This window comes from Dehalococcoidia bacterium, from assembly GCA_030018455.1.
GTDB lineage: Bacteria > Chloroflexota > Dehalococcoidia > DSTF01 > JALHUB01 > JASEFU01.
On the sequence record JASEFU010000010.1, the window covers coordinates 50,215 to 69,034 of the forward strand.

An 18,820-nucleotide genomic window follows, 5' to 3' on the forward strand; every position below is an offset into this window, starting at 1 on the left:
TGCTGGTTGTTGCCGGTGAGCGCGCCGTTGGGGTTGAAGTAGAAGCGCGCGTGGTAGCTGGGGTCGAGCACCGGCGTCGTGTCGGTGACGAAGGCGGGCGTATTGGGGGCAAGGACCGCCTGCATCCCGTAGACGCCGATTGCGGTCATCTTCGCGGCCGTAGTGACGCTAATGCCGGGGCCTCCCCCCGTCGCGACGCCGACCGCCGATGACCAGGCGGCGAAGTTCCCCGACTCGAAGCTATCGGCGAAGATGTCGTTGGGCAGCGTCACGCTGATGACGACAGTCGCCACGCCGCTCCAGTTGCCCGCGGCGTCCTTGGCCCGCAGCGAGACGGTGTGGTTCCCGGCCGCCCAGCCGAGGGATACCACGTTCAGGTCCGCGGTGATCCCTTCCGTCGGGCTGTCGAAGGCGCCGTCGGCGGCAGCCATCGGGGTTGCCCTCCCGGCGCCCGGGTCGGCCCCCTCGAACCACTCGCCTCCGGCGATGTTGGTTGCGGCGCCGCCGCTATCCGTTGCCGTCGCGTTGAGGGTTACTATCACCGCTCCGTTCGTCGGGTTGGGCGAGGCGCTTGCTCCGCTTATTGACGGCGGCGTCCTGTCGATCGTCAACGTCGAGCAGGTTACCGGCCCCCAGTTGCCGGCGGCGTCCCGGCCTTCGATGCAAACTGAGTGGTCGCCGTCCGCCATCGCCTGGACAGTGGTGAGGGGGATGTAGGCGTACACGTTCTCGCTGGGACTGTTGAAGAGGCCGTCCCTCGCCATAAGCGGGAAGCCGGTACCCGGCGCACCGACGACGTCGATGAACCCTTCGGCCTTCGCGACGTTGCTGTTTACTCCCGCCGCGAGCGGGTCGCTCACTGTAGCGTCCACGCGGACGGCGGGATTGTTCGTGCTGTAAGGCTGGGTGCCGTTATTCGGGTTCGGCCTGATGGTCACGGAAGCCGTATCCGGGCCCGTCTTGTCGACGAGCAGGTCGGCCATGGCGTGCATTCCCCAGTTCCCCTGGGCGTCCTGGCTGTGGACGTGCACCACGTGCACTCCCTCGGCGAGACCGGCCATCGTGGCGGCGGGGATGACCGCGGTGACGCTGGCGATCGGCTGCGGCACGTTGACGGCCATCGGCGAGCCCGTACCGTTCGCGCCCACGGCGTCGATGAAGTACTCAGCGGCCGCGATGTTGGAGCCGCCGGTCATCGAGTCGTCGGCGGTGGCGCTGAGCTGGACGTCGACCGCGCCGCTGCTGGGGTTGGGCGTCAGGACGATGCCCTTCGTCATCGGTCCGGACTTCTCGAGGTTCAGCACGACGAAGTTGAAGGCGCCCCAGTTGCCCGCCGAGTCCTGGCCGTGCACATAGATAAGGTGCATGCCGGCCGGCAGCGCCGCCAGGTCGGCCACTGTCAGCGTGGCGCTGACGTCGACCGTGGGCGAGCCGAACGCCCCGCTCATGGCCAGGCCCGTCCCGTCGGCGCCCGTGGCGTTGATGAAGTACTCAGCGGCGGTCATGTTCGAGCCGCCGGTGGTCACGTCGCTTATCGTCGCCGTCAGCAGGACGTCTGTCGAGCCGTTGGCGGGGTTCGGCGACAGGGCGAGGCCGCTAGCGGCCGGCCCGGCTATGTCGGCGCCCGGCGGGCCCGCCGGTATCGATAGGAAGGTGAGCATGCCGCCGAAAGCGGTCTTGCCGCCGGCGCGCTGCCCGTTGTTGTGGAGCATCAGGCTGCCGTCATACAAAGGGTAGAGGGTGCCCGCTGGGGCCCCGGCCGGGACCGACACGAGCACGTCCGCCGACTGGCCTGCCGCCACCGTCTCGGCGACAACGGCGCGCTGATACGGGAAGGGATTGGCGTCGATGGCTATCAAGGTCTGCGAGAGCCCCAGGAGCGCCATCGAGTGGTTGGCGAGGCCGGCGTTGACATAACGAATGAGGAGGTGGCTGCCTGCAACCACGTCGAGCGGGGCCGTTTCCGGGTAGGTCTTTCCGTTTATCAACCAGTACTTCGGCGAGAAGTCGCGCATGTCGAACGCGGCGGGACTGACGCTGTTGTTAAGCGCCGGGTCGATCTCGCTCAAGACAAGTAGCGCCTCGTCGGTGTAGGCCGTGTCCAGGCTATCGTACGCCTGGCCGGGAGCGGCCGGCCTCACGATTAGCGCGCCGTACATGCCCATCGCCACCTGGTGCTGAGTGTTGGGCATCAGGCCCGCCTCGTAGAGGTAGGTGCCGGGCGCGGAGGCCACGAAAGTGTAGACCTTATCGCCGCCGGGCGCCGCTCCCGTGAGGTCCGGCAGCATCGCTTGACCGGGGAACGCCAGGGCGCTCGGCTCGGCGAGCATGTTGTGTAGCGTCACAATCACTGTCTCGCCCTGGTTCACGATCAGCGGCGGGCCGGGCACCTGCGCGGCGCCGCCTGCCGTGTCGGCATACCCGAGCACGGGCACGACGACGCCGCCCGGCAGCGTCAGCGACCCGGTCGTCGCCCACAGCTCGCAGGCGCGGGTCGTGGCGTCGATGGGGGTGCAGGTGGTCGCCGGAAGCGAGGCGGCCGCCGGAACGTCTGCCACCCTGCCCGGGGGCGTCGTGAAGGCGGAGGCCGGCTGGTTCGAGGCAGCGACGACGGCCAACCCGACGAACAGCAGCAGAGCGCTTATCCGCAGAGGAATTCGTGTTAGCTTACTCATGGCTCATCTCCGTTCATCTTGCTGTCATGTCGTCGCTACGGGCACATGTTCGGCAGCGGCGGATCGACCCGGAGGAACGTCCCCGGCCCGGTCATCACCACGCCCCAGGATGTGAGCTGGTGCAGCGCATGGTTGTGCGAGATGATGTAGTACTCTCCGCACATGTTCTGCCCCTGCATCCCCGGGGGCATCGGCCCCATCTCGCCCAGGTAAGGGCTGCCGCTGTACAGCATTCCGTATGTCATGTCCTGAACGTTCGGGATCGTCACAGGGACGGGATTGGTCACGGGGTCGTAGTTCTCGACGTCGCGCCACAGGAAGGTCTCGTCCCACGTCTGTCCCGGCCCGATCACGAACGAGAACTTTTCGTAGGCCAGGTCTTGGCCCGCGGGCCCTTCCAGCAGGCGCCCGTCACGCGCTATCAGGCGCCCGTTCTTGCCGTGCGGGTGGAACGGGAACTCCGTCGTGCCGGCGTTGAGGTAGCGCGTCACAGCCGGGTAGGGGTTGTACGCCGGGTTCGGCGTCACGCCGTCGGGCAGGAACGGGTTCGGGTCGTACGGGTGAATGAGCGGCATGCCGCCGTAAGGCTGCGCCGGCAGCCAAGACGCGAAGTTGTCGGCGAGCGTGTCCGGCAGCCCGCGTCCGTTCAGCAGCCAGTAGCGGGGGTGGTAGTTGTTCATGTCGAACGGGATTCCCAGTTCCGTCGCCTGGCTCAGGTAAGGGTCCACCTCCGACAGGATGGCGATGAACTCCGCCTCAGGGTTGAACTGGGTATCCGGCCGGTTATACGCCCAGTCAGGGTGTCCCGCCGGCCTGACGATGAGGGCGCCGAAGAGGCCCATCGGTATCTGCTTCTGGGGCTCGGTCCCGCTCTCGTACAGGTAAGTGCCCGGCTCGGCGGCCACGAAGCTGTAGGTGACGCTGCCGCCGTTCGCGGGTGCGACGTTGGTGAGGGATGTCAGCGCACCGCCGCCGTCGAACTGCGGCTGGGCAGGCAGCCCGTTCGCGAGGACGTTTTCCTGCCCGGGGAAGATGATCGATACGTCTTCCGGAAGGGTGTTGTGGAGTATGACCGTCACGGTGTCGCCCTCGTTGACGCACAGTATCGGCCCCGGGTACTGGAACGGGCCGTCGGCGATGGAGAAGCCCCACATGTACAGCACGTTGGCGTCGGGCAGGCTGATGTAGCCGGTATTCGTGGTCAGCGTGAAGATCGGGTTGGGACTCACCCCTTCCGTGCAGACGATTCCGACGTTGGGGCCGCCCATGTCCATCGGAGGCATCTGGGCGCTCGCGCCCCGCGACGCCGATCCCAGCAGCACCGCCAGCACGGCTATCAGCGGCCACTGAATCCACTTTCGTTTCATCGTGCGCATTTCGTTGCTCCTTCTTCCTTCGTTCCGCGCTGTCGGCCTACGTGTTAGGCAGCGCCTGCTGCGGCAGGGCGCCCGGCGGGTAGACCCATACTTCCGTCGTCTGGCCCGCAAGCCCGGACGCTTCCAGGTTATTCGCGGAGCCGTAGGCGCGGTTGTAGAGGAAATAGCGGTCGTAGGGACCCGGCCCCTGATAAGGGGGTGCCGTGAATATCACGTCCGCCGACTCGCCCGGTCCCAGCGAGATCAGGTTGGTCTCGTAGCTCTGGTCCGTCCCGTCGCGGCCGCGCAGCAGCCCTGCGTCTTCGCCTACTACCCTCATTCTGATCCCTGGCAGCGCCATCGAGGCTATCTTGAACCCGAGGTTCGCGAACCGCAGGAGGACGCGTTCCCCGCTGTTGGCCCGCACCAGCGACGAGATGGGCTGGTACTGGAGCCGCTCGTAGCCGGGCGTCGGCAGAAGATCGCCGTTGGCGTCGGTGCCGGTGGGATTCGCCGGGTCCGTCCACGCCCCGTTGGGCGCAATGGTGTCCGGGTAGGTGCGGCCGTTGAGCAGGAAGAACTCGGGGTCGTAGTCGCTCCATTCCGGGAGCTGGATGTGCGCATCTGCCCAGTGCGAGACCGTCCACACCTCCGTGAGGAGCATCCCGAATTCGCGGTCGAAACCGGTGCTGCCGTCGCCGTCGTTGTAGGCGAACTTGCCGCTGGGGTAGAGCGCCGTGTTGCCGTTCTGGGCCGGATTCACCCAAACGAGGCCCGTCATCCCCATGTGCACATGTTCCACGTCCTCCACGTGGCAGTGGTACATATACGTGCCGGGGTCGACCGGCCGGTAGACGTAGGTGAAGCTCTTGCCGATGTTCACCGACAGCGACCCGTGCGGCTCCCCATCGAAGAAGGGGATGGCGTTGCGGAAGCCGTGCCAGTGGACGGTGTGGGCGTCGACGAGGTCGGGCCGGATGGCGAGGCCGAGGTTCGTCAACTGGAGACGGAACTCGCTGCCCTCGTTCACCCAGAACATCGGCGCCGCGTGCTGGGCTTTCATCTTCTGTGCGAACACCTGCTCCTCAGTGAGGCCGGTCACGTTGCGGAACCCGAAGATGTATGTCGTGAACGGCGGCGGAGCGAGGTTGTCCGGGTGATACGGCGGTATCGCCGGCGACGGCGGCAGGTAGATCCAGCCGTCCGTACCCGCCAGCCGGAGGTCCGGCGGCAGGTCCTGAGCCGTCGTTGACTCGGCGGGTTCCAGCAGACGGCCGGCGAGTCGCGGCAGCACGCTCGCGCTCGCAAGGGCGACCGTCGCGCCACCGGCAAGCTTGAGAAAAGAACGCCGGTTGAATCCCTGGTTCTGTAAGTTTCTCATTTCATACCCCCTGATACCTCCTGCTTCTTCCTTCTGTTGCGCTCGTCAGGGCATCGTTCCGCCGCCGAAATCGTCGAAGCGGGCGTCGTTGGGGACGGCGAAGCTCGGCGCCACAAACCTTGCGCCGATCCGTCCGCCGCCCGTCACGTACGCGCTCGGCCAGGGGTTTGGCCCGCCCTGCACGTTTACGCTGCCGATCAGCGCGCCGTTCTTGAAGGCGCTGACGGCGCCGTCGGCCTGCGCCCTCGCGCCGAAGACGTCCCCGGCAACGAACGTCGCCGCGAACTGGCCGCGCGACACCCAGCCCTGTCCGGGGGCCCTGGTGAGGACGTTCACCACGCCCGCCGTCGCGTCATACGACACCTCGATCAGGGACGCGTTCCCCGCGCCCGGGTTGCTGCCGTTAAACTTGAGCAGCAGGCCCTGCACCGTGGCCGTGGGCACGACCTTGGTGAAGGTGAAGTAGGCTTCCTGGTCGGCGCCGAAGGAGGCGACCCGCCAGATGGCGCCGTTTTGCCGCACCTGCACCTCGTTGTTGAGGATGCGGAACGTGTTCTGGTTGGTGTTGCCGGCCCAGCCGGCGCCCAGGGCGCCATTGGCGCGGTCGAAGCTATCGATGATCGGCGTCGACGGGAATGCGATGGGCCCTGCCGCGCCGCTAAACTCGTCTGCGCCGGCGTCGAACGCGGCCCCGGCGGGACGCGCCTCACCGTCGATGTCCGTCGCCGGAGCGCTGACGGCCCCCTTGCTTGCCGCTCCCAAATCGATAGCGGGCGAGCCGACCGCCAGATGGTAGTCGCCGAGAAGTGTGACCGGCAGGTTGACGGCCACCAGCAGCGTGTCCACGAAGCGGGGAAAGCCTCGCCACGGCAGGACGGAAACGGACGTGTCGTAAATCGTTGTCACTTGCGGGTCGGCGCCGACGACATTCGAAGCGTCGGGTATCGTGCCGGTGTCGACCTGCATCAGCGAATTCGTGGGCGAAAGCAGGCCCGTCCCGTCGGCTACGCCGAGGTCCCAGTAGTTGATGGGGTTCGGATCACCGTCGAGGCCGATTCCGGCGACGCCGCCGCCCGTCCATGTGCCGGCGCGGTTGTCCCAGAAGACGTTGTTGAACAGCAGCGGGTTGCTGAAGATCGGCGAGCCGGGCGGCAGCGTGGCCTGCAGCAAGTTGCTGTTGCGCGCCGTCGAGAGGCCCGCCGGGGCAGGGAAGCCGTTGCTTGTCACCGCCGTGGCGGTGGTGATGTTCTTCATTATCGTGTTGTTGTACGCGCGCACGTCAGGCGCGTCGTTGAGGGAGACGCCGCCGCCTTCGTGCGTGGACACGTTGTTGACGATGAAGTTGTTGTAGACGTTGAACGGGTAGTTTCCGGCCATGAGGAAGCGGATGCCGCCGCCATCGTCGTTTGCCAGATTTGCCTGGATGAGGTTGCGGTAGATGTCGACGGGCCCCGAGCCGGGCGACAGCAGCGCCGGGTCGGCGGGAAGCTCGCCGGCGATCATGATGCCGCCTCCCTCATCGTACGACCGGTTGAAGTAGATGCGGTTGTCGTGGATCTTCCCGTTGGGGCTGTAGCCGTAGTGGCTGATGCCCCCGCCGTACTCGGCCGAGAAGTTGCCGCAGATGTCGTTGTAGGCGATCTCGTACCCCTCGGCGCCGGAGAACAGGCCGATGCCGCCGGCGAGGTTCGTGCCGCCGTTGGCGAGGATGCGGTTGTAGGCGATGGTCACGCCGTCGTTCTGATTGTCGTTCAGGGTGCCGGGGAGATGCGGCGTTCCCAGCCTGATCGCGCCCCCGTAGGCGCCGCCGTTGCTCTTGAGCACGTTGTTGCTAATCTGAAGGTAGCGGGCGTAGCCGTTGGCGAAGATGCCGCCGCCCTGCACGGTGATCACCGCGCCGGCGCCGGGCTCCGCCCCGGGCAGGAAGTTGGGGAACCCCTGCTGGTCGCCGCCCTGGATGGTGAACCCATCGATCGCCGTCCGGTAGCCGGCGGTGAACTCGCCGTCTTCGGCAAGGATGTAGATGACGGGCCCTTCGTATATCGTCTGGTTGCCGGACCACGTCAGGCTCTCGACAAAGATGCGCCAGTTCTCCGCGTAGGGCGTATCGCCGGTTACGCCGACGCCGTCGATGACCGATCCGAGCACGGGCGTGCCGTCGCCGTAGACTCCGCCGGGCCCCACGCCCTGCAGCTTGACGCGCGAGTGGATGATCGGGTTCTCGTAGTAGATGCCCGTCGGGTTCCACGGCGGCACCGGCGCGCCCGGATAGACCACGACCAGCGAGTCGCGGTTGGGCCGCGCCGCCGCGGCGTCGATCGCGCTCTGTATGGTCGCGTACGCCCTGCCGGGCCCGACCTCATAGATGTCCGGCCTGTATTGCGGTCCGAGGACGTGGAAGGTCAGGCCGTTAACGGTTGTCCGGCCGTTGTCGGCGGTGATCTTGAGCTGGTGGGGGCCGGTAGGCGTGTTGGACGGGATATTCGCGCTGATTTGCGTGTCGCTCCACGCGGTCACCGGCAGCGGCACGCCGTCAAGGGTGACGGCGCCCGCGCCCTGGGCCGCGCCGAAGCCGAGCCCTTGAATGGTGACTGCGCCGGGGCGGTTGCCGCCGACGTCCGCGTACGGGACCGACACCGCGAAGAGCTGCGGCGTCGCGTCGTCGAGCGCGCACTGGGCGGGGGTCATGACGTTCGAGCCCGGCGCGAGGATACTGACGCCGATCTGCGTGGGCGCCAGGTCTGAGGGCAGGATCGCGCCCGGCCAGATCTCGAAGCTGGCGCCGATGGTGCGGTATTGCGGGTTGTAGTTGGTGTTCAGCCGGCCCGGCTGACCGGGGTCGTTGCCCAGGATGTAGTACACGTTCGGGCAGACCCCGGAGGGCGTCGGACAATTCATCGAGTAGGTCGACGGGAGCAGCACCTCGTACACGCCGTTGGGGTCGGAGTGGACGGTGGTGACGAGGCGGTTCGTGAAGTCGTACACGCCGATGGGGGCGTTCGCCATGCCCGCCTTCTCACCGAACATGAGGCTTTGAGCATCGGTAGAAATCGTCAGGTCGTCGATTATGTACCCCTTCCACTTGCCGGGGATGGGCACGTCAGTGAACAGGTTGAAGGTCGGGGCGATGGAGCGCCCGTTGCTCACCGTCACCAGCTTCACGTTGCAGAGAGGCATCGGCATGCCCTCGAAGGGGCTGCCGCCCGCCTCGACGAAGGACGGGTTGACGACAGCGCCCGGACCGTCGGGGCCTATGCCGGCGACGTCCACGATGTGAAGCGGCCCGGCGCACTCCGGCGGCGGGATGGCCGGTATGAACTGGTCGCCGCCGAACACGTTGATGTCTTCTTCCTTGACCACCTTGTACAGCGGCTGGCCAAAGACCCCGTCGTTCGGGACTTCGACCTCGACAAGGTAGTCGCCGGCGGGCATGGCCGTTTCCATGTCGGCCGGGTTCGGCTCGTACGTTACGGGGTCGAGGCCCATGGGCCAGATCGTGGTGAAGCCGTAGTTGCCGTCCAGCGAAGCGAAACCGTTCTGGAACTGCAGTCCCATCAGCGGCCCCTCGAGGCAGTCGTGGCCGCCGGTCGCGGGAGGCAGCACCTCCTGGTCGACGGGGTTGCCGTCGGCGTCGCGGGCCTGACAGTCCTTCGGCCGCTCCCACGTCTCGGTCAAGCTGCTGTTCACGAGCAGTCCCTTCGCGTAGGAGCCGTCGGCTTCCTTCACCAGATTGCCGTTGGCGTCTCTGACAGTCTGGTAGACGTTGACGCGCAGATCGGGGATGCCGGGCGCCCACCCTTCGACCGCCTGGTAGCGGGCGTCGAGCTCGTTGCGAGTAGTGTCGTAGAAGACCGTGCCGACGATGCCGCCATTTGTCCCCGGCTCATACGGCCGTACGCCCCAGTCGAGGCGGCCGGTGTGGCCGAGGACGGGCAGCACGCCGACGTCCACGCCGTTACCGAGCACCGTCGTCTCCGTGGGCTGGTTCTCGACCTGGTAGGTGACGCCGGTGGTGTAGTAGCGGTCGTTGTAGGCTTCGAGGATCATCCACGAGCCCATGGGGTAGGCGCGGTCGAAGAAGTAGTAGCCGTTCATGTCCGTGGTCACCGCGATCGTCATGCGGTCGACCTCGGTGTTGTCGCGGTCTTTGAGCACCACGAGGTAATCGGGAAGGCCGGGCTCGCTGGGGTCTCTCTTGCCGTTGCTGTTGAGATCGTGGAAGACGTATCCCTCGATCCAGGTGAACCATCCGGTGAGGAAAGGCGTGCCCAGATCGACCATCTGTCCGCCGGAGACGGTCAGCTGCATCCAGTCGAGGATGTAGTGCTGTCGCTCGTCCCAGTAGGTGAAGAGATAGTTGCCGTCGGGCACCTCGCTGATTGTGAAGTTGCCGTTTGCATCCGCCTTGCCGACGTAGGCGACGGTGTCGCCGGTCTGCAGGTCCGTCAGCGCGACCCAGGCGTCGCTGACGGGGCCCGTTACCCTGGCGCCGTTGAGTCCGCCCCATTGAGCGCCGTAGTAGGGGAGGCCGCCGTTCTGAGGCACCCACACGGAAGCGGCGACGATGGTCCCGGTGATTCCGCCCGTAGCGCCCGAACCGGCGAAGGCGTTCGTCGGCCTCGTGTAGCCGAACACCGTCCAGGGGAAGGGCTCACCGGCGACCACGAACTCGTTGTCGAGGCCGGTGCCCGCCTCCTGGAGCCAGGTGTCCCAGCTATGAGAGCCTTCGAGGGTCGTTGTCTGTACCCAACCCTCGCCGGCGGGCGGCGACATGTTGACGTCGTAGCGGTTGGGCCCCAGGTTGGGCACGGTTATATCGCCGTTGGCGTCGCTCACCAGGCAGTTCGTCTGGCCGATGGGGTTGCCGGCCGCGTCGTACTGCGTGCAGAGAGGGTTGCCGAAGACGTCGGTGCTGACCTGGCCGACGATGTCGTTGATGATGGCCGTGAAGCCGGCAAGGCCGTGCTCCGCCGGGGCATCGAACTGGCCGTTCGTGGGCGATATGTCCTCGAACACTTTAATGCGCATCGTTGCCGGCGGCAGCGGGTGCGGCTGCAACTCGACGGGCACTGGCCCGGCAAGCGGCACGCTGAAATGGGCGCCGCCGAGCTTGTAGCCGTCTGCCATGACCGAGATGAGGTATTTTCCGGGCGGCATCGTGATGCCGGTCGCGCTGTTCAGAACCGTCTGATCGCCCTGAGTGAAGATGGGTGCTGCGCCCGGCACGGCTCGGATGGAGGGCCAGTCGCAGTTGGCGGGGTAGGCGGGGTCGGTGGGGGAGCAGCCGGGGCTGCGGGGTTGCGTGGGGTCGCCCGTGTTGTCGACGTTGATGATGAACTGATACTCCGTTACCGGCGCCCCCGCGACGACGCCGGCTCCATCGAACGCCAGCGGCTCCGTCCGGGCGCTGACGACGTTCAGGAGCAGCAGATCGTTGCCCTGCGCGCTCGATTCGCGCGGCGACGCCTGCCCCGGCGCGATCATCAGTCCCAGGAGGAACAGCGCGGGGATCAGCCGTCTGATCCAACCACCCGCCCGGCTCTTCTTCGCGATCATTTCAGCCTCCTCGCATAAAGCTGTGCCTAAAGCGGCCGGCATAGCGGCCACACGCCAGACCTTCAGGCGGCCCGATTCCCCTGAAGGGCTTCCAGTCAGCGATTCTCGCCAGGCCAACGAGCGACCGATGTAGAGGTTTGTGCGTCCGGGCTGTTCACCAGCATCCTGTCCGGGCACCCGCCCAAGAAGTCACTCGTCATGTGAAAGAAGAAAAAGACTTAAAACCATCATCGACAAACGATGTGAAGAAGGCATGAGATAAAGGGCCAATGGCATGTAGGGTTTGTGAATGAACGCGGAGCGTACTTGCGGCCAGTCGTACAAGCCGCGCCCCTTCAGGACTTCGGCCGGAGCGACCGCTGCGCAACCGCAGGCGGTTCAGCCCGCGATGATCAGCCGCCGGAGAGAAGACGCGGTACCGCAGCTTGACGGGCGCGCTGCGAAGGGGTATTATGAACATAGTTTCATTAGGCAGAAGCTATTATGCCCCGACCCATCAAGTGGCGCAGAGTTGCGGAGATGCTGCCGACCAACTATTTCAAGCCGGCGGGCGTGCCGCTGCGCCTGCTGCAAGAGGTAACCCTCGCCGTCGAGGAGGCGGAAGCGATTCGCCTGAAAGACCTCCTCGGGCTGGAGCAGCAAGAGTGCGCGGAGAAGATGGGTGTCTCGCGTCCCACGTTCCATCGCATATTGCGGTCCGCCCACCGGAAGGTCGCGACGGCGCTTGTCAACGGCCAGGCGCTGCGGATCGAGGGGGGCAACTTCGCCATGCCGAGCCAGCTCTTTCGCTGCGAGCCGCACGGCCACCAGTGGCAGGTCCCGTTTGATAGCCTGGCGCAGGGCCGGCTGTTGACGTGCCCGGCCTGTCGCACGCCTCAGGTGCAGCCCGTGTTGCCGGGCACCGCGCCGGCAGGACGCGGTTGGGGCAGGGGAAGGCGGCGCGGTTGGAGAGGAGGAAGAGGATGATCCTTGTCGACGAGGAGAAGTGCACGTTGTGCGGCGCCTGCGTCGAAGCGTGCCCCTGGCAGTCGATCTCGTTGGCGGAGGGCAGGCTGACAATTGATCGCGATCTGTGCGCCGAATGCGGCGCTTGCTTGCCGGTCTGTCCGACCGGCGCCATCTACGAGGTCGAGGTCGCACCAGCCGCTGCCCGTGAGACAGCCGCGGCTCCCGTCCTTCGCGCCCGTTCCCCGGTTGCCACACGGTCGCGGAGCGCGGCGATCAGGCCCGCGACTGCGTTTCCGATACCAAGACCGTCGCCGCTCTGGGTGGGTTTTCTCCCGCTGGCGGCCCGATTTGTCGGCGGCCTCGCCGGCTGGTGGCTCGACAGGAGGCGCCCGGCGACGCGGGATCCGAGAGACACGCAAGCGGTGAGGCGCAGCTACCAGCGTAGAGTTCCGCCGGTGATCGTCCCGATGGGCCCTTTGGGGCTCCGGCGTCGCTGGCGGGGAGGGCGCGGCCGGTAGCCGAAAGGAGTCGAGCGATGTTTGGAAGAGGCAAGAGTCAAGGGGGGCGCCGGCCTGGCAGCTCCCGCCCCGGGCGCGGCTTGGGTGGATCGATGGTGTGCCGCTGCCCGAGCTGCGGTCACACGCAGCCGCACAGCAGGGGCACGCCGTGCAGTCAGGTATCCTGCCCCAGGTGCGGCACGCCCCTGCGCGGTGAGCGCTGTTAACTTTACGCTCCTGAGCTTCGGCGGCAGTAAGGAAATAAAAGGAGGACTGCGAATGAGCTACGGCGAACCGATCGAGAAGATCAAGTTCGAATCACTCGACCTGATGCGGGCGCGCCGCTCGCTGCGCGAGGAGCTGGAGGCGATCGACTGGTATCAGGAGCGCATCGACGCGACGGATGACGCATCGCTGCGCGAAATCCTCGAGCACAACCGCGACGAAGAAAAAGAACACGTCGCAATGCTGATGGAATGGATCCGTCAGCATGATCCGGTACAGGACAGGATGTTTGAAGAACACGACTAACGTGGAGGAGGTGAGCTCAAATGCCACTCGGTGACAGGACAGGCCCCTGGGGTCTCGGTCCGATGACGGGCCGCGCCGCCGGCTATTGCGCCGGCTACGGAGTCCCCGGCTACGCGAACCCCGTCGGAGGCCGCGGCTTCGGTCGCGGCGGCTGGGGCCGCGGTCGCGGATGGGGGCGAGGTCTCGGCCGCGGTCGCGGATGGGGCCGAGGTTGGGGCTGGGGGGCGGCGTGGGCGCCTTACGGCGCTTACGCGCCCGTCTACGGTCCCGTTTACGGCCCTGCCTGTGCTCCCGGCTATGCCCCTGAGGATGAGGTGACGGCCCTGAAAGACCAGGCCAGGTACTTCGAGGAAGCGCTTCAGGACATACGGAAGCGCATCGAAGAGATCGAAACCAGCGGCGAGAAGGAATAGACCGGAAACCGGGCAGGCGGGGCGTCTTTCCCTTTCTCGCCTCGCCTGTCCCGGGGAGGATGCAACATGAAGATAGCAGTCTCAGCGGCAGCGCCAGACCTTGACGCTGACATCGACCCACGCTTCGGAAGATGCCAGTACCTGCTGATCATCGATACCGAGACCATGGAGTTCGAAGCGATAGAGAACCCCGCCATGAACGCCCCCGGCGGGGCAGGCATCCAGACCGCGGGGCTCGCCGTCGGCGAGGGCGCGCAGGCGGTGGTCACCGGCGACTGCGGCCCTAACGCCTACCAGGTGCTCTCCGCCGCCGGCGTCCCCGTGTTCGCCATCGCGTCGGGCACAGTTCGGGACGCGGTGGAAGCGTACAAGAGGGGAGCCCTGTCCCCTATCGCCGCGGCGTCTACAGGTCCCGGCGTGGGCATGGGCGGTGGACGCGGCATGGGCGGTGGACGTGGCATGGGCGGCGGACGCGGTGGCATGGGTGGCCGACGCGGCATGGGCGGCGGACGACGATAGGAGGCAGTACAGACCGCGCTGATTAGGGAAAATGTCTGATGAATCTAGCTGTCGCCAGCGGTAAAGGCGGCACCGGCAAAACACTCGTTGCCACCAGCCTCGCCTTATCCCTGTCCGAACTTGGCCCGGTCCAGCTTCTTGATTGCGACGTCGAGGAGCCGAACGCGCACATCCTCCTTCGCCCGACCATCGATTCCTCGGAGCCGGTGACCGTGCCCGTGCCCGTTGTTGACAAGGAGAGGTGCACCTACTGCGGCCTCTGCGCGGAAGCATGCGCATACAACGCCATCGCCGTCGCGGGGAGCATCGCGCTCGTCTTTCCGGAACTCTGCCACGGCTGCGGGGCCTGTTCCTACGTTTGCCCGAAAAAGGCGATTAGCGAGACCACACGAGAGGTGGGTGTTGTCGAGAGCGGGCACGTCGACGGGTTGCGATTTGGCCACGGACGGCTGAACGTCGGCGAGGCGATGGCGGCGCCCGTCATCCGCGCCGTAAAGAAACTGGCCGACCCCGAAGCCACTGTCATATTCGACGCGCCGCCCGGCACGTCGTGCCCCGTCGTCGAGACGGTCCGGGGAAGCGATTTCTGCCTGCTGGTCACGGAGCCTACCCCCTTCGGCCTGAACGACCTGACGATGGCCGTCGAGGTGACGCGGGAAATCGGCGTTCCCTGCGGCGTCGTCATTAACCGCGACGGAATGGGCGACGACCGCGTGAGCGAGTTCTGCGCGCGGGAGGGCATACCGGTCCTGCTGCGCATCCCCTTCGACCGGCGCATCGCCGAGGCGTACTGTCGCGGCGAAACGCTCGTGGCAGCGATGCCGTCGTGGCGGGAAGCTTTTCGAAAGCTCTTCGACGAGATCAGAACACTGGCAGCAGTGGGGAGCGCGGCTTGAAAGAGATTGTGGTCCTGAGCGGCAAAGGCGGCACCGGCAAGACGGCTGTGCTGGCGTCGTTCGCCGCCCTCGCCGAAAACAGCGTGCTCTGCGACTGCGACGTCGACGCCCCCAATCTCCACCTGCTCCTGGAGCCGGAAGTCCTGGAAACGCACGACTTCTACGGCCTGCAGGTCGCCCACATCGACCCGGAAGCGTGCAACGAATGCGGTCTTTGCGGCGCCGCCTGTCGCTTCGACGCTATACGCGACTTCCAGGTCGACCCTTTCGCCTGTGAGGGTTGCGGGCTCTGCACGCATGTCTGCCCCCTCGAAGCCATATCGATGCGGGACAGGCTCGCGGGCCACTGGTACGTTTCGCGCACCCGTTTCGGACTGCTGACGCACGCCCGGCTGCGGGCCGCCCAGGAGAACTCCGGCAAGCTGGTGATGGCCGTGCGGAAGAGGGCGCGCGAGATCGCCGCAGAGACAGGCGCGTACTACATCCTCAGCGATGGGCCGCCCGGCATCGGCTGTCCAGCCATCTCATCGCTGTCGGGGGCGCAAACGGCCCTGATCGTGACCGAGCCCAGCCTCAGCGGCATCCACGACCTGGAGCGCGTGCTGGAGCTCTGCCGCCACTTCAGAGTGAGGGCGCTCGTCTGCATGAACAAGTGCGACCTCAGCGCCGAAAACTCGCAGCGCATCGAGGAACAGTGCCGGCGGCTCGCGGTCGAGGTCGTCGCCAGGATACCCTTCGACCCCGACGTCAACAGAGCGATTGTTGAGGGAAGGCCCGTCGTGGAGACGTCTGACGGCGCCGCATCACGCGAGATCAGAAGTTTGTGGGAAGCGGTCGCCGCCCATCCCACGCCTTGAAGCGCGCGTTTGGAGGAGAAGATGCCGATCTACGATTACCGTTGTCGCCGCTGCGGCTCTGTTCACGAGGTGTTTACGCAAAGAGCCGACGCCGCGTCGATCAGTTGCCCGAGCTGCGGCGCAGACGATATGGAGAAGCTATTGTCATCCTTTAACGTGATGAGCGATGGGGCGCGCACCGGAGGCGCCACCTGCTGCGGGCGAGACGAACGCTGCGATGCCCCTCCCTGCTCGACCGGCGGGAGTTGCCATCGGGCTTAAACGAGAACGAACAATACTTGAGGAGAGAGCAGTGAAGATAGCAGTCGTATCTGATGACGGCGTGACGGTAAGTCAGCACTTCGGGCGGGCGCAGATGTACGTCGTGCTGACCATAGAGGACGGCCGGATCGTCGCCGAAGAGAACCGGCCCAAACTGGGCCACGGTGCGCTGGCGAACCTGCCCCACGGTGAGCTGGACGCGCTGGGAAGGCGCGGCTTCGGCGAGGGCGCCGAGTTGCGCCACCGGCAGATGGCCGCAGCGATAGGCGATTGTCAGGCGCTGATCTCCGGCGGCATGGGCTGGGGCGCTCAGGAAAGCCTTCAGCAGTCCGGCATCGAAGTTGTCATAACGGATGTCGCGGACGTCAAAGAGGCCGCGCTGCGCCACGCTGCGGGAAACCTCCCTAACCTTGTCGAACGGCTGCACTAGGAGGGGGCGGATGAGCGCGAAGGGCGGGCTGAGCGGTCCGGCAGCGCCGTCGATCGTTTATGGGCCGGTCGCCTCCTGGAGGCTGGGCAGGTCACTGGGAATCGACCTGCTGCCGGGCCGGGGGAAGACCTGCTGCTTCGACTGCGTCTACTGTCAGCTCGGCATCACCACCAACCCCCGCGGCGAACGCGGCCAGTTCGTTTCCCTGGAGGGTCTCGCGCAGGAGCTGAAGGCGGCAATGACTGTGCCCGTGGACTGCGTCACCTTTTCGGGGACGGGCGAGCCCGCTCTCGCCGCCAATCTCGGCGCGGCGATCGACGTGGTCAGGTCGGTTTGCGGCCTGCCGGTGGCCGTGCTCACGAACTCCGCCCTCATGACGAGGGAGGACGTGCGCCGGGACATGGCGAAGGCCGATATCGTCGTCGCTAAGCTGGACGCGCCTGACGAGCGGCTCTTTCGCCTGATCAACAGGCCTCTCGGCGAGTACTCCATTACGGACATCATTGCGGCGATCAAGCGCTTCCGCTCGAGCTTCTCGGGCAGGCTTGCGCTTCAGATGATGTTCATGAATGGTAACAAGCACGCGGCGCGGGAGATGGCCGCCGTTGCAGAGCAGATCGACCCCGACGAGGTGCAATTGAATACGCCGCTCCGTCGCTGTCCTGTCGCGCCGCTTCCGAATGAGGAACTCGACATAATCCGGGCGGAGTTCAGGGGGATTGAAGGAGTAGTGACCGCCTACGATAGAGTCCCGCCGGACGTCAAGCCCCTGAGCGCCGCAGAGACACGCCGGCGGAGACCGGAGTCCAGCCTGAGATAGACATCGACCAAGGAGCGGGCTCGACCTCCTGCCCTGAGGGCCGGAGGCCACACGCTGAAGAACGGAGGTCTTTCCACATGGCAAAGACGCTGCCGCTAATCGAAGCCGATAGGGTGGAGATTCTGACCGTCGTCGATAACGTGGTGGACGTGCTCCTTCCCAACACGCCCGTCGCCAGGCGAATGGCCGCGATCGGAAGCGAGGGGCAGCCGCTGCCCCGCCTGAAAGCGCCGCTGACGGAGGAGGGAGACGCGGCCGATTCTCCCACCGCGCAGCACGGCCTGTCTTTCCTCGTGACCGTGTTCGTGGGAGAGCGGCGGCGCACGCTTCTGCTCGATACGGGCGCGACGGTGGACGGCGCGATGCACAACCTGCGGGCGCTGGGTGTAGACCCGAACGAAATCGAGATGATCGTTCTCAGTCACGGCCACTTCGACCACACGTTGGGCCTGAACGGGATGGCGCGGGAGCTTTCGTCACTGCCGTCGCTGCTCGTCCATCCCGATTGCTGGCTGAAGCGACGGATCGCGGTTCCCGGCCGGCAGCCGCGCGAGCTGCCCGCCACGAGCCGTGAGAAGGTCAGCGCCGCCGGCTTCGCCCTCACCGAGAGGCGCGAGCCTTCGCTGCTCTTCGACGGCGCCTTGTTGGTGACGGGCGAGATCGAGCGCGTCACGCCTTTCGAGCAGGGCATGCCCCTCCATCAGGCGCTGCGCGACGGCGAGTGGGTCCCCGACCCCCTGATCCTCGACGATCAGGCGCTCGTGGTGAATGTGCGCGACCGCGGGCTGGCGGTGATAACCGGCTGCGGCCACGCCGGAGTCGTCAATACCGTGATGCATGCGCGCAAGATTACCGGAATCGAGCGCGTCTACGCGATTATCGGCGGCTTTCACCTCGCCACGTCGCCGCTCGAGACCGTGGTCTGGCCGACAATCGAGGCGCTCACGGCGTTCGCGCCGGAGGTTATCGTGCCCACTCACTGCACGGGCTGGCGGGCAATCCACGCCATCGCCGCCGCGTTCCCCGACGCCTTCGTCCAGGGGAGCGTAGGAACGAGGTACGTGCTCGGACCGCCCGATACGCCGGAATAGGCATTCCGAGATTCACTACGGGGGAGGTCAGGCCGATGTGTGCTACAGCGCGAATGGACAGCGCGATCGCCTTCAAGATGATGTCCCTTATGTACCGCATCCGCGACCTGCTACAAGACCCCCGGAACGCCCTGGCCCTGGCCCGCGTTGGGCCCGGGATGATCGTCGCCGACTATGGCTGTGGCCCGGGGAGCTTCGCAATTCCCGCCGCCCGCATGGTCGGCGAGAGCGGCAAAGTGTACGCTATCGACATTCATCCCCTCGCGATTGACAGCGTCCGAGAAAGGGCCGGCAAGAACGGGCTGCGGAATGTGGAGCCGATACTCGTGCAGGGCTACGATACGGGCATCGTATCCGCGAGCGTGGACCGCGTGCTCCTGATAGACACCATACACAGGATAGACGACACCAAGGCCCTCTTCCGCGAGGTCCATCGCATGCTCAAGCCCGACGGGCTGCTCTTCATGCACAAGGGACACCTGCCGATGCCGGAGCAGCGTGCGCTCGTAGAGGAGAGCGGTCTCTTCGATGTGCTGGAGTGCGAGGGGCTCATTATCCTGGCGTCGCCGCGACCGTAGTCGGCACGCGCC

At 66.2% G+C, this 18,820-nt stretch carries 14 protein-coding genes and 1 pseudogene; 11 read left to right on the forward strand and 4 right to left on the reverse strand.

Annotated features, from left to right (window positions below; translation table 11 throughout):
• The 4 genes and pseudogenes from QME71_10405 to QME71_10420 form a co-directional block, all read right to left on the reverse strand.
• Window positions 1-2,675 (reverse strand): annotated as a pseudogene (locus tag QME71_10405) (multicopper oxidase domain-containing protein).
• A gap of 35 nt (window positions 2,676-2,710) precedes the next feature.
• Window positions 2,711-4,051 carry a multicopper oxidase domain-containing protein gene (locus QME71_10410; protein ID MDI6858713.1) on the reverse strand — a complete coding sequence of 447 codons (1,341 nt, stop codon included), beginning with the start codon at window positions 4,049-4,051 and terminating at the stop codon, window positions 2,711-2,713.
• 37 nt (window positions 4,052-4,088) lie between these two features.
• Window positions 4,089-5,411 (reverse strand): multicopper oxidase domain-containing protein, encoded by a 1,323-nt coding sequence (locus tag QME71_10415; GenBank protein MDI6858714.1) that lies wholly within the window; start codon window positions 5,409-5,411, stop codon window positions 4,089-4,091.
• A gap of 45 nt (window positions 5,412-5,456) precedes the next feature.
• On the reverse strand, window positions 5,457-10,967 hold the full coding sequence (locus QME71_10420) for an SdrD B-like domain-containing protein (protein ID MDI6858715.1): 5,511 nt from the start codon (window positions 10,965-10,967) through the stop codon (window positions 5,457-5,459).
• 483 nt (window positions 10,968-11,450) lie between these two features.
• Here QME71_10420 and QME71_10425 point away from each other — a divergent pair, with 483 nt between their 5' ends.
• The 11 genes from QME71_10425 (at window position 11,451) to QME71_10475 (ending at window position 18,808) form a co-directional block, all read left to right on the forward strand.
• Window positions 11,451-11,933 carry a DUF134 domain-containing protein gene (locus QME71_10425; protein ID MDI6858716.1) on the forward strand — a complete coding sequence of 161 codons (483 nt, stop codon included), beginning with the start codon at window positions 11,451-11,453 and terminating at the stop codon, window positions 11,931-11,933.
• Entirely contained in the window at window positions 11,930-12,433 is a 504-nt protein-coding gene (locus QME71_10430) for a 4Fe-4S binding protein (GenBank protein ID MDI6858717.1), read from the forward strand. The genes QME71_10425 and QME71_10430 overlap by 4 nt, the downstream gene beginning before the upstream one ends.
• Before the next feature lie 258 nt (window positions 12,434-12,691).
• Window positions 12,692-12,943 (forward strand): ferritin, encoded by a 252-nt coding sequence (locus tag QME71_10435; GenBank protein ID MDI6858718.1) that lies wholly within the window; start codon window positions 12,692-12,694, stop codon window positions 12,941-12,943.
• 20 nt (window positions 12,944-12,963) lie between these two features.
• Complete coding sequence (locus QME71_10440; GenBank protein ID MDI6858719.1) at window positions 12,964-13,356, forward strand: DUF5320 domain-containing protein; 393 nt, start codon at window positions 12,964-12,966, stop codon at window positions 13,354-13,356.
• Between the two features lie 66 nt (window positions 13,357-13,422).
• Complete coding sequence (locus QME71_10445) at window positions 13,423-13,875, forward strand: NifB/NifX family molybdenum-iron cluster-binding protein (GenBank protein ID MDI6858720.1); 453 nt, start codon at window positions 13,423-13,425, stop codon at window positions 13,873-13,875.
• Window positions 13,876-13,913: 38 nt separating this feature from the next.
• Window positions 13,914-14,771 carry an ATP-binding protein gene (locus tag QME71_10450; GenBank protein ID MDI6858721.1) on the forward strand — a complete coding sequence of 286 codons (858 nt, stop codon included), beginning with the start codon at window positions 13,914-13,916 and terminating at the stop codon, window positions 14,769-14,771.
• On the forward strand, window positions 14,768-15,628 hold the full coding sequence (locus tag QME71_10455) for an ATP-binding protein (GenBank protein ID MDI6858722.1): 861 nt from the start codon (window positions 14,768-14,770) through the stop codon (window positions 15,626-15,628). The genes QME71_10450 and QME71_10455 overlap by 4 nt, the downstream gene beginning before the upstream one ends.
• 292 nt (window positions 15,629-15,920) lie before the next feature.
• A complete protein-coding gene (locus tag QME71_10460; GenBank protein MDI6858723.1) occupies window positions 15,921-16,319 on the forward strand; it encodes a NifB/NifX family molybdenum-iron cluster-binding protein in 399 nt (132 codons plus the stop codon).
• A 10-nt stretch (window positions 16,320-16,329) separates the two neighbouring features.
• Window positions 16,330-17,139, forward strand: coding sequence for a radical SAM protein (locus QME71_10465; protein MDI6858724.1), 810 nt, complete (start codon window positions 16,330-16,332; stop codon window positions 17,137-17,139).
• Window positions 17,140-17,216: 77 nt separating this feature from the next.
• Complete coding sequence (locus tag QME71_10470) at window positions 17,217-18,230, forward strand: MBL fold metallo-hydrolase (GenBank protein MDI6858725.1); 1,014 nt, start codon at window positions 17,217-17,219, stop codon at window positions 18,228-18,230.
• 35 nt (window positions 18,231-18,265) lie between these two features.
• Complete coding sequence (locus QME71_10475) at window positions 18,266-18,808, forward strand: class I SAM-dependent methyltransferase (GenBank protein MDI6858726.1); 543 nt, start codon at window positions 18,266-18,268, stop codon at window positions 18,806-18,808.
• Window positions 18,809-18,820 lie beyond the last annotated feature (12 nt).

Coding starts and splice junctions, on each gene's coding strand:
- QME71_10415 (MDI6858714.1), bottom strand. CDS start 5,411: ATGAGAAACTTACAGAACCAGGGATTCAACCGGCGTTCTTTTCTCAAG.
- QME71_10470 (MDI6858725.1), top strand. CDS start 17,217: ATGGCAAAGACGCTGCCGCTAATCGAAGCCGATAGGGTGGAGATTCTG.
- QME71_10420 (MDI6858715.1), bottom strand. CDS start 10,967: ATGATCGCGAAGAAGAGCCGGGCGGGTGGTTGGATCAGACGGCTGATC.
- QME71_10450 (MDI6858721.1), top strand. CDS start 13,914: ATGAATCTAGCTGTCGCCAGCGGTAAAGGCGGCACCGGCAAAACACTC.
- QME71_10435 (MDI6858718.1), top strand. CDS start 12,692: ATGAGCTACGGCGAACCGATCGAGAAGATCAAGTTCGAATCACTCGAC.
- QME71_10465 (MDI6858724.1), top strand. CDS start 16,330: ATGAGCGCGAAGGGCGGGCTGAGCGGTCCGGCAGCGCCGTCGATCGTT.
- QME71_10445 (MDI6858720.1), top strand. CDS start 13,423: ATGAAGATAGCAGTCTCAGCGGCAGCGCCAGACCTTGACGCTGACATC.
- QME71_10425 (MDI6858716.1), top strand. CDS start 11,451: ATGCCCCGACCCATCAAGTGGCGCAGAGTTGCGGAGATGCTGCCGACC.
- QME71_10440 (MDI6858719.1), top strand. CDS start 12,964: ATGCCACTCGGTGACAGGACAGGCCCCTGGGGTCTCGGTCCGATGACG.
- QME71_10475 (MDI6858726.1), top strand. CDS start 18,266: ATGTGTGCTACAGCGCGAATGGACAGCGCGATCGCCTTCAAGATGATG.
- QME71_10430 (MDI6858717.1), top strand. CDS start 11,930: ATGATCCTTGTCGACGAGGAGAAGTGCACGTTGTGCGGCGCCTGCGTC.
- QME71_10410 (MDI6858713.1), bottom strand. CDS start 4,051: ATGCGCACGATGAAACGAAAGTGGATTCAGTGGCCGCTGATAGCCGTG.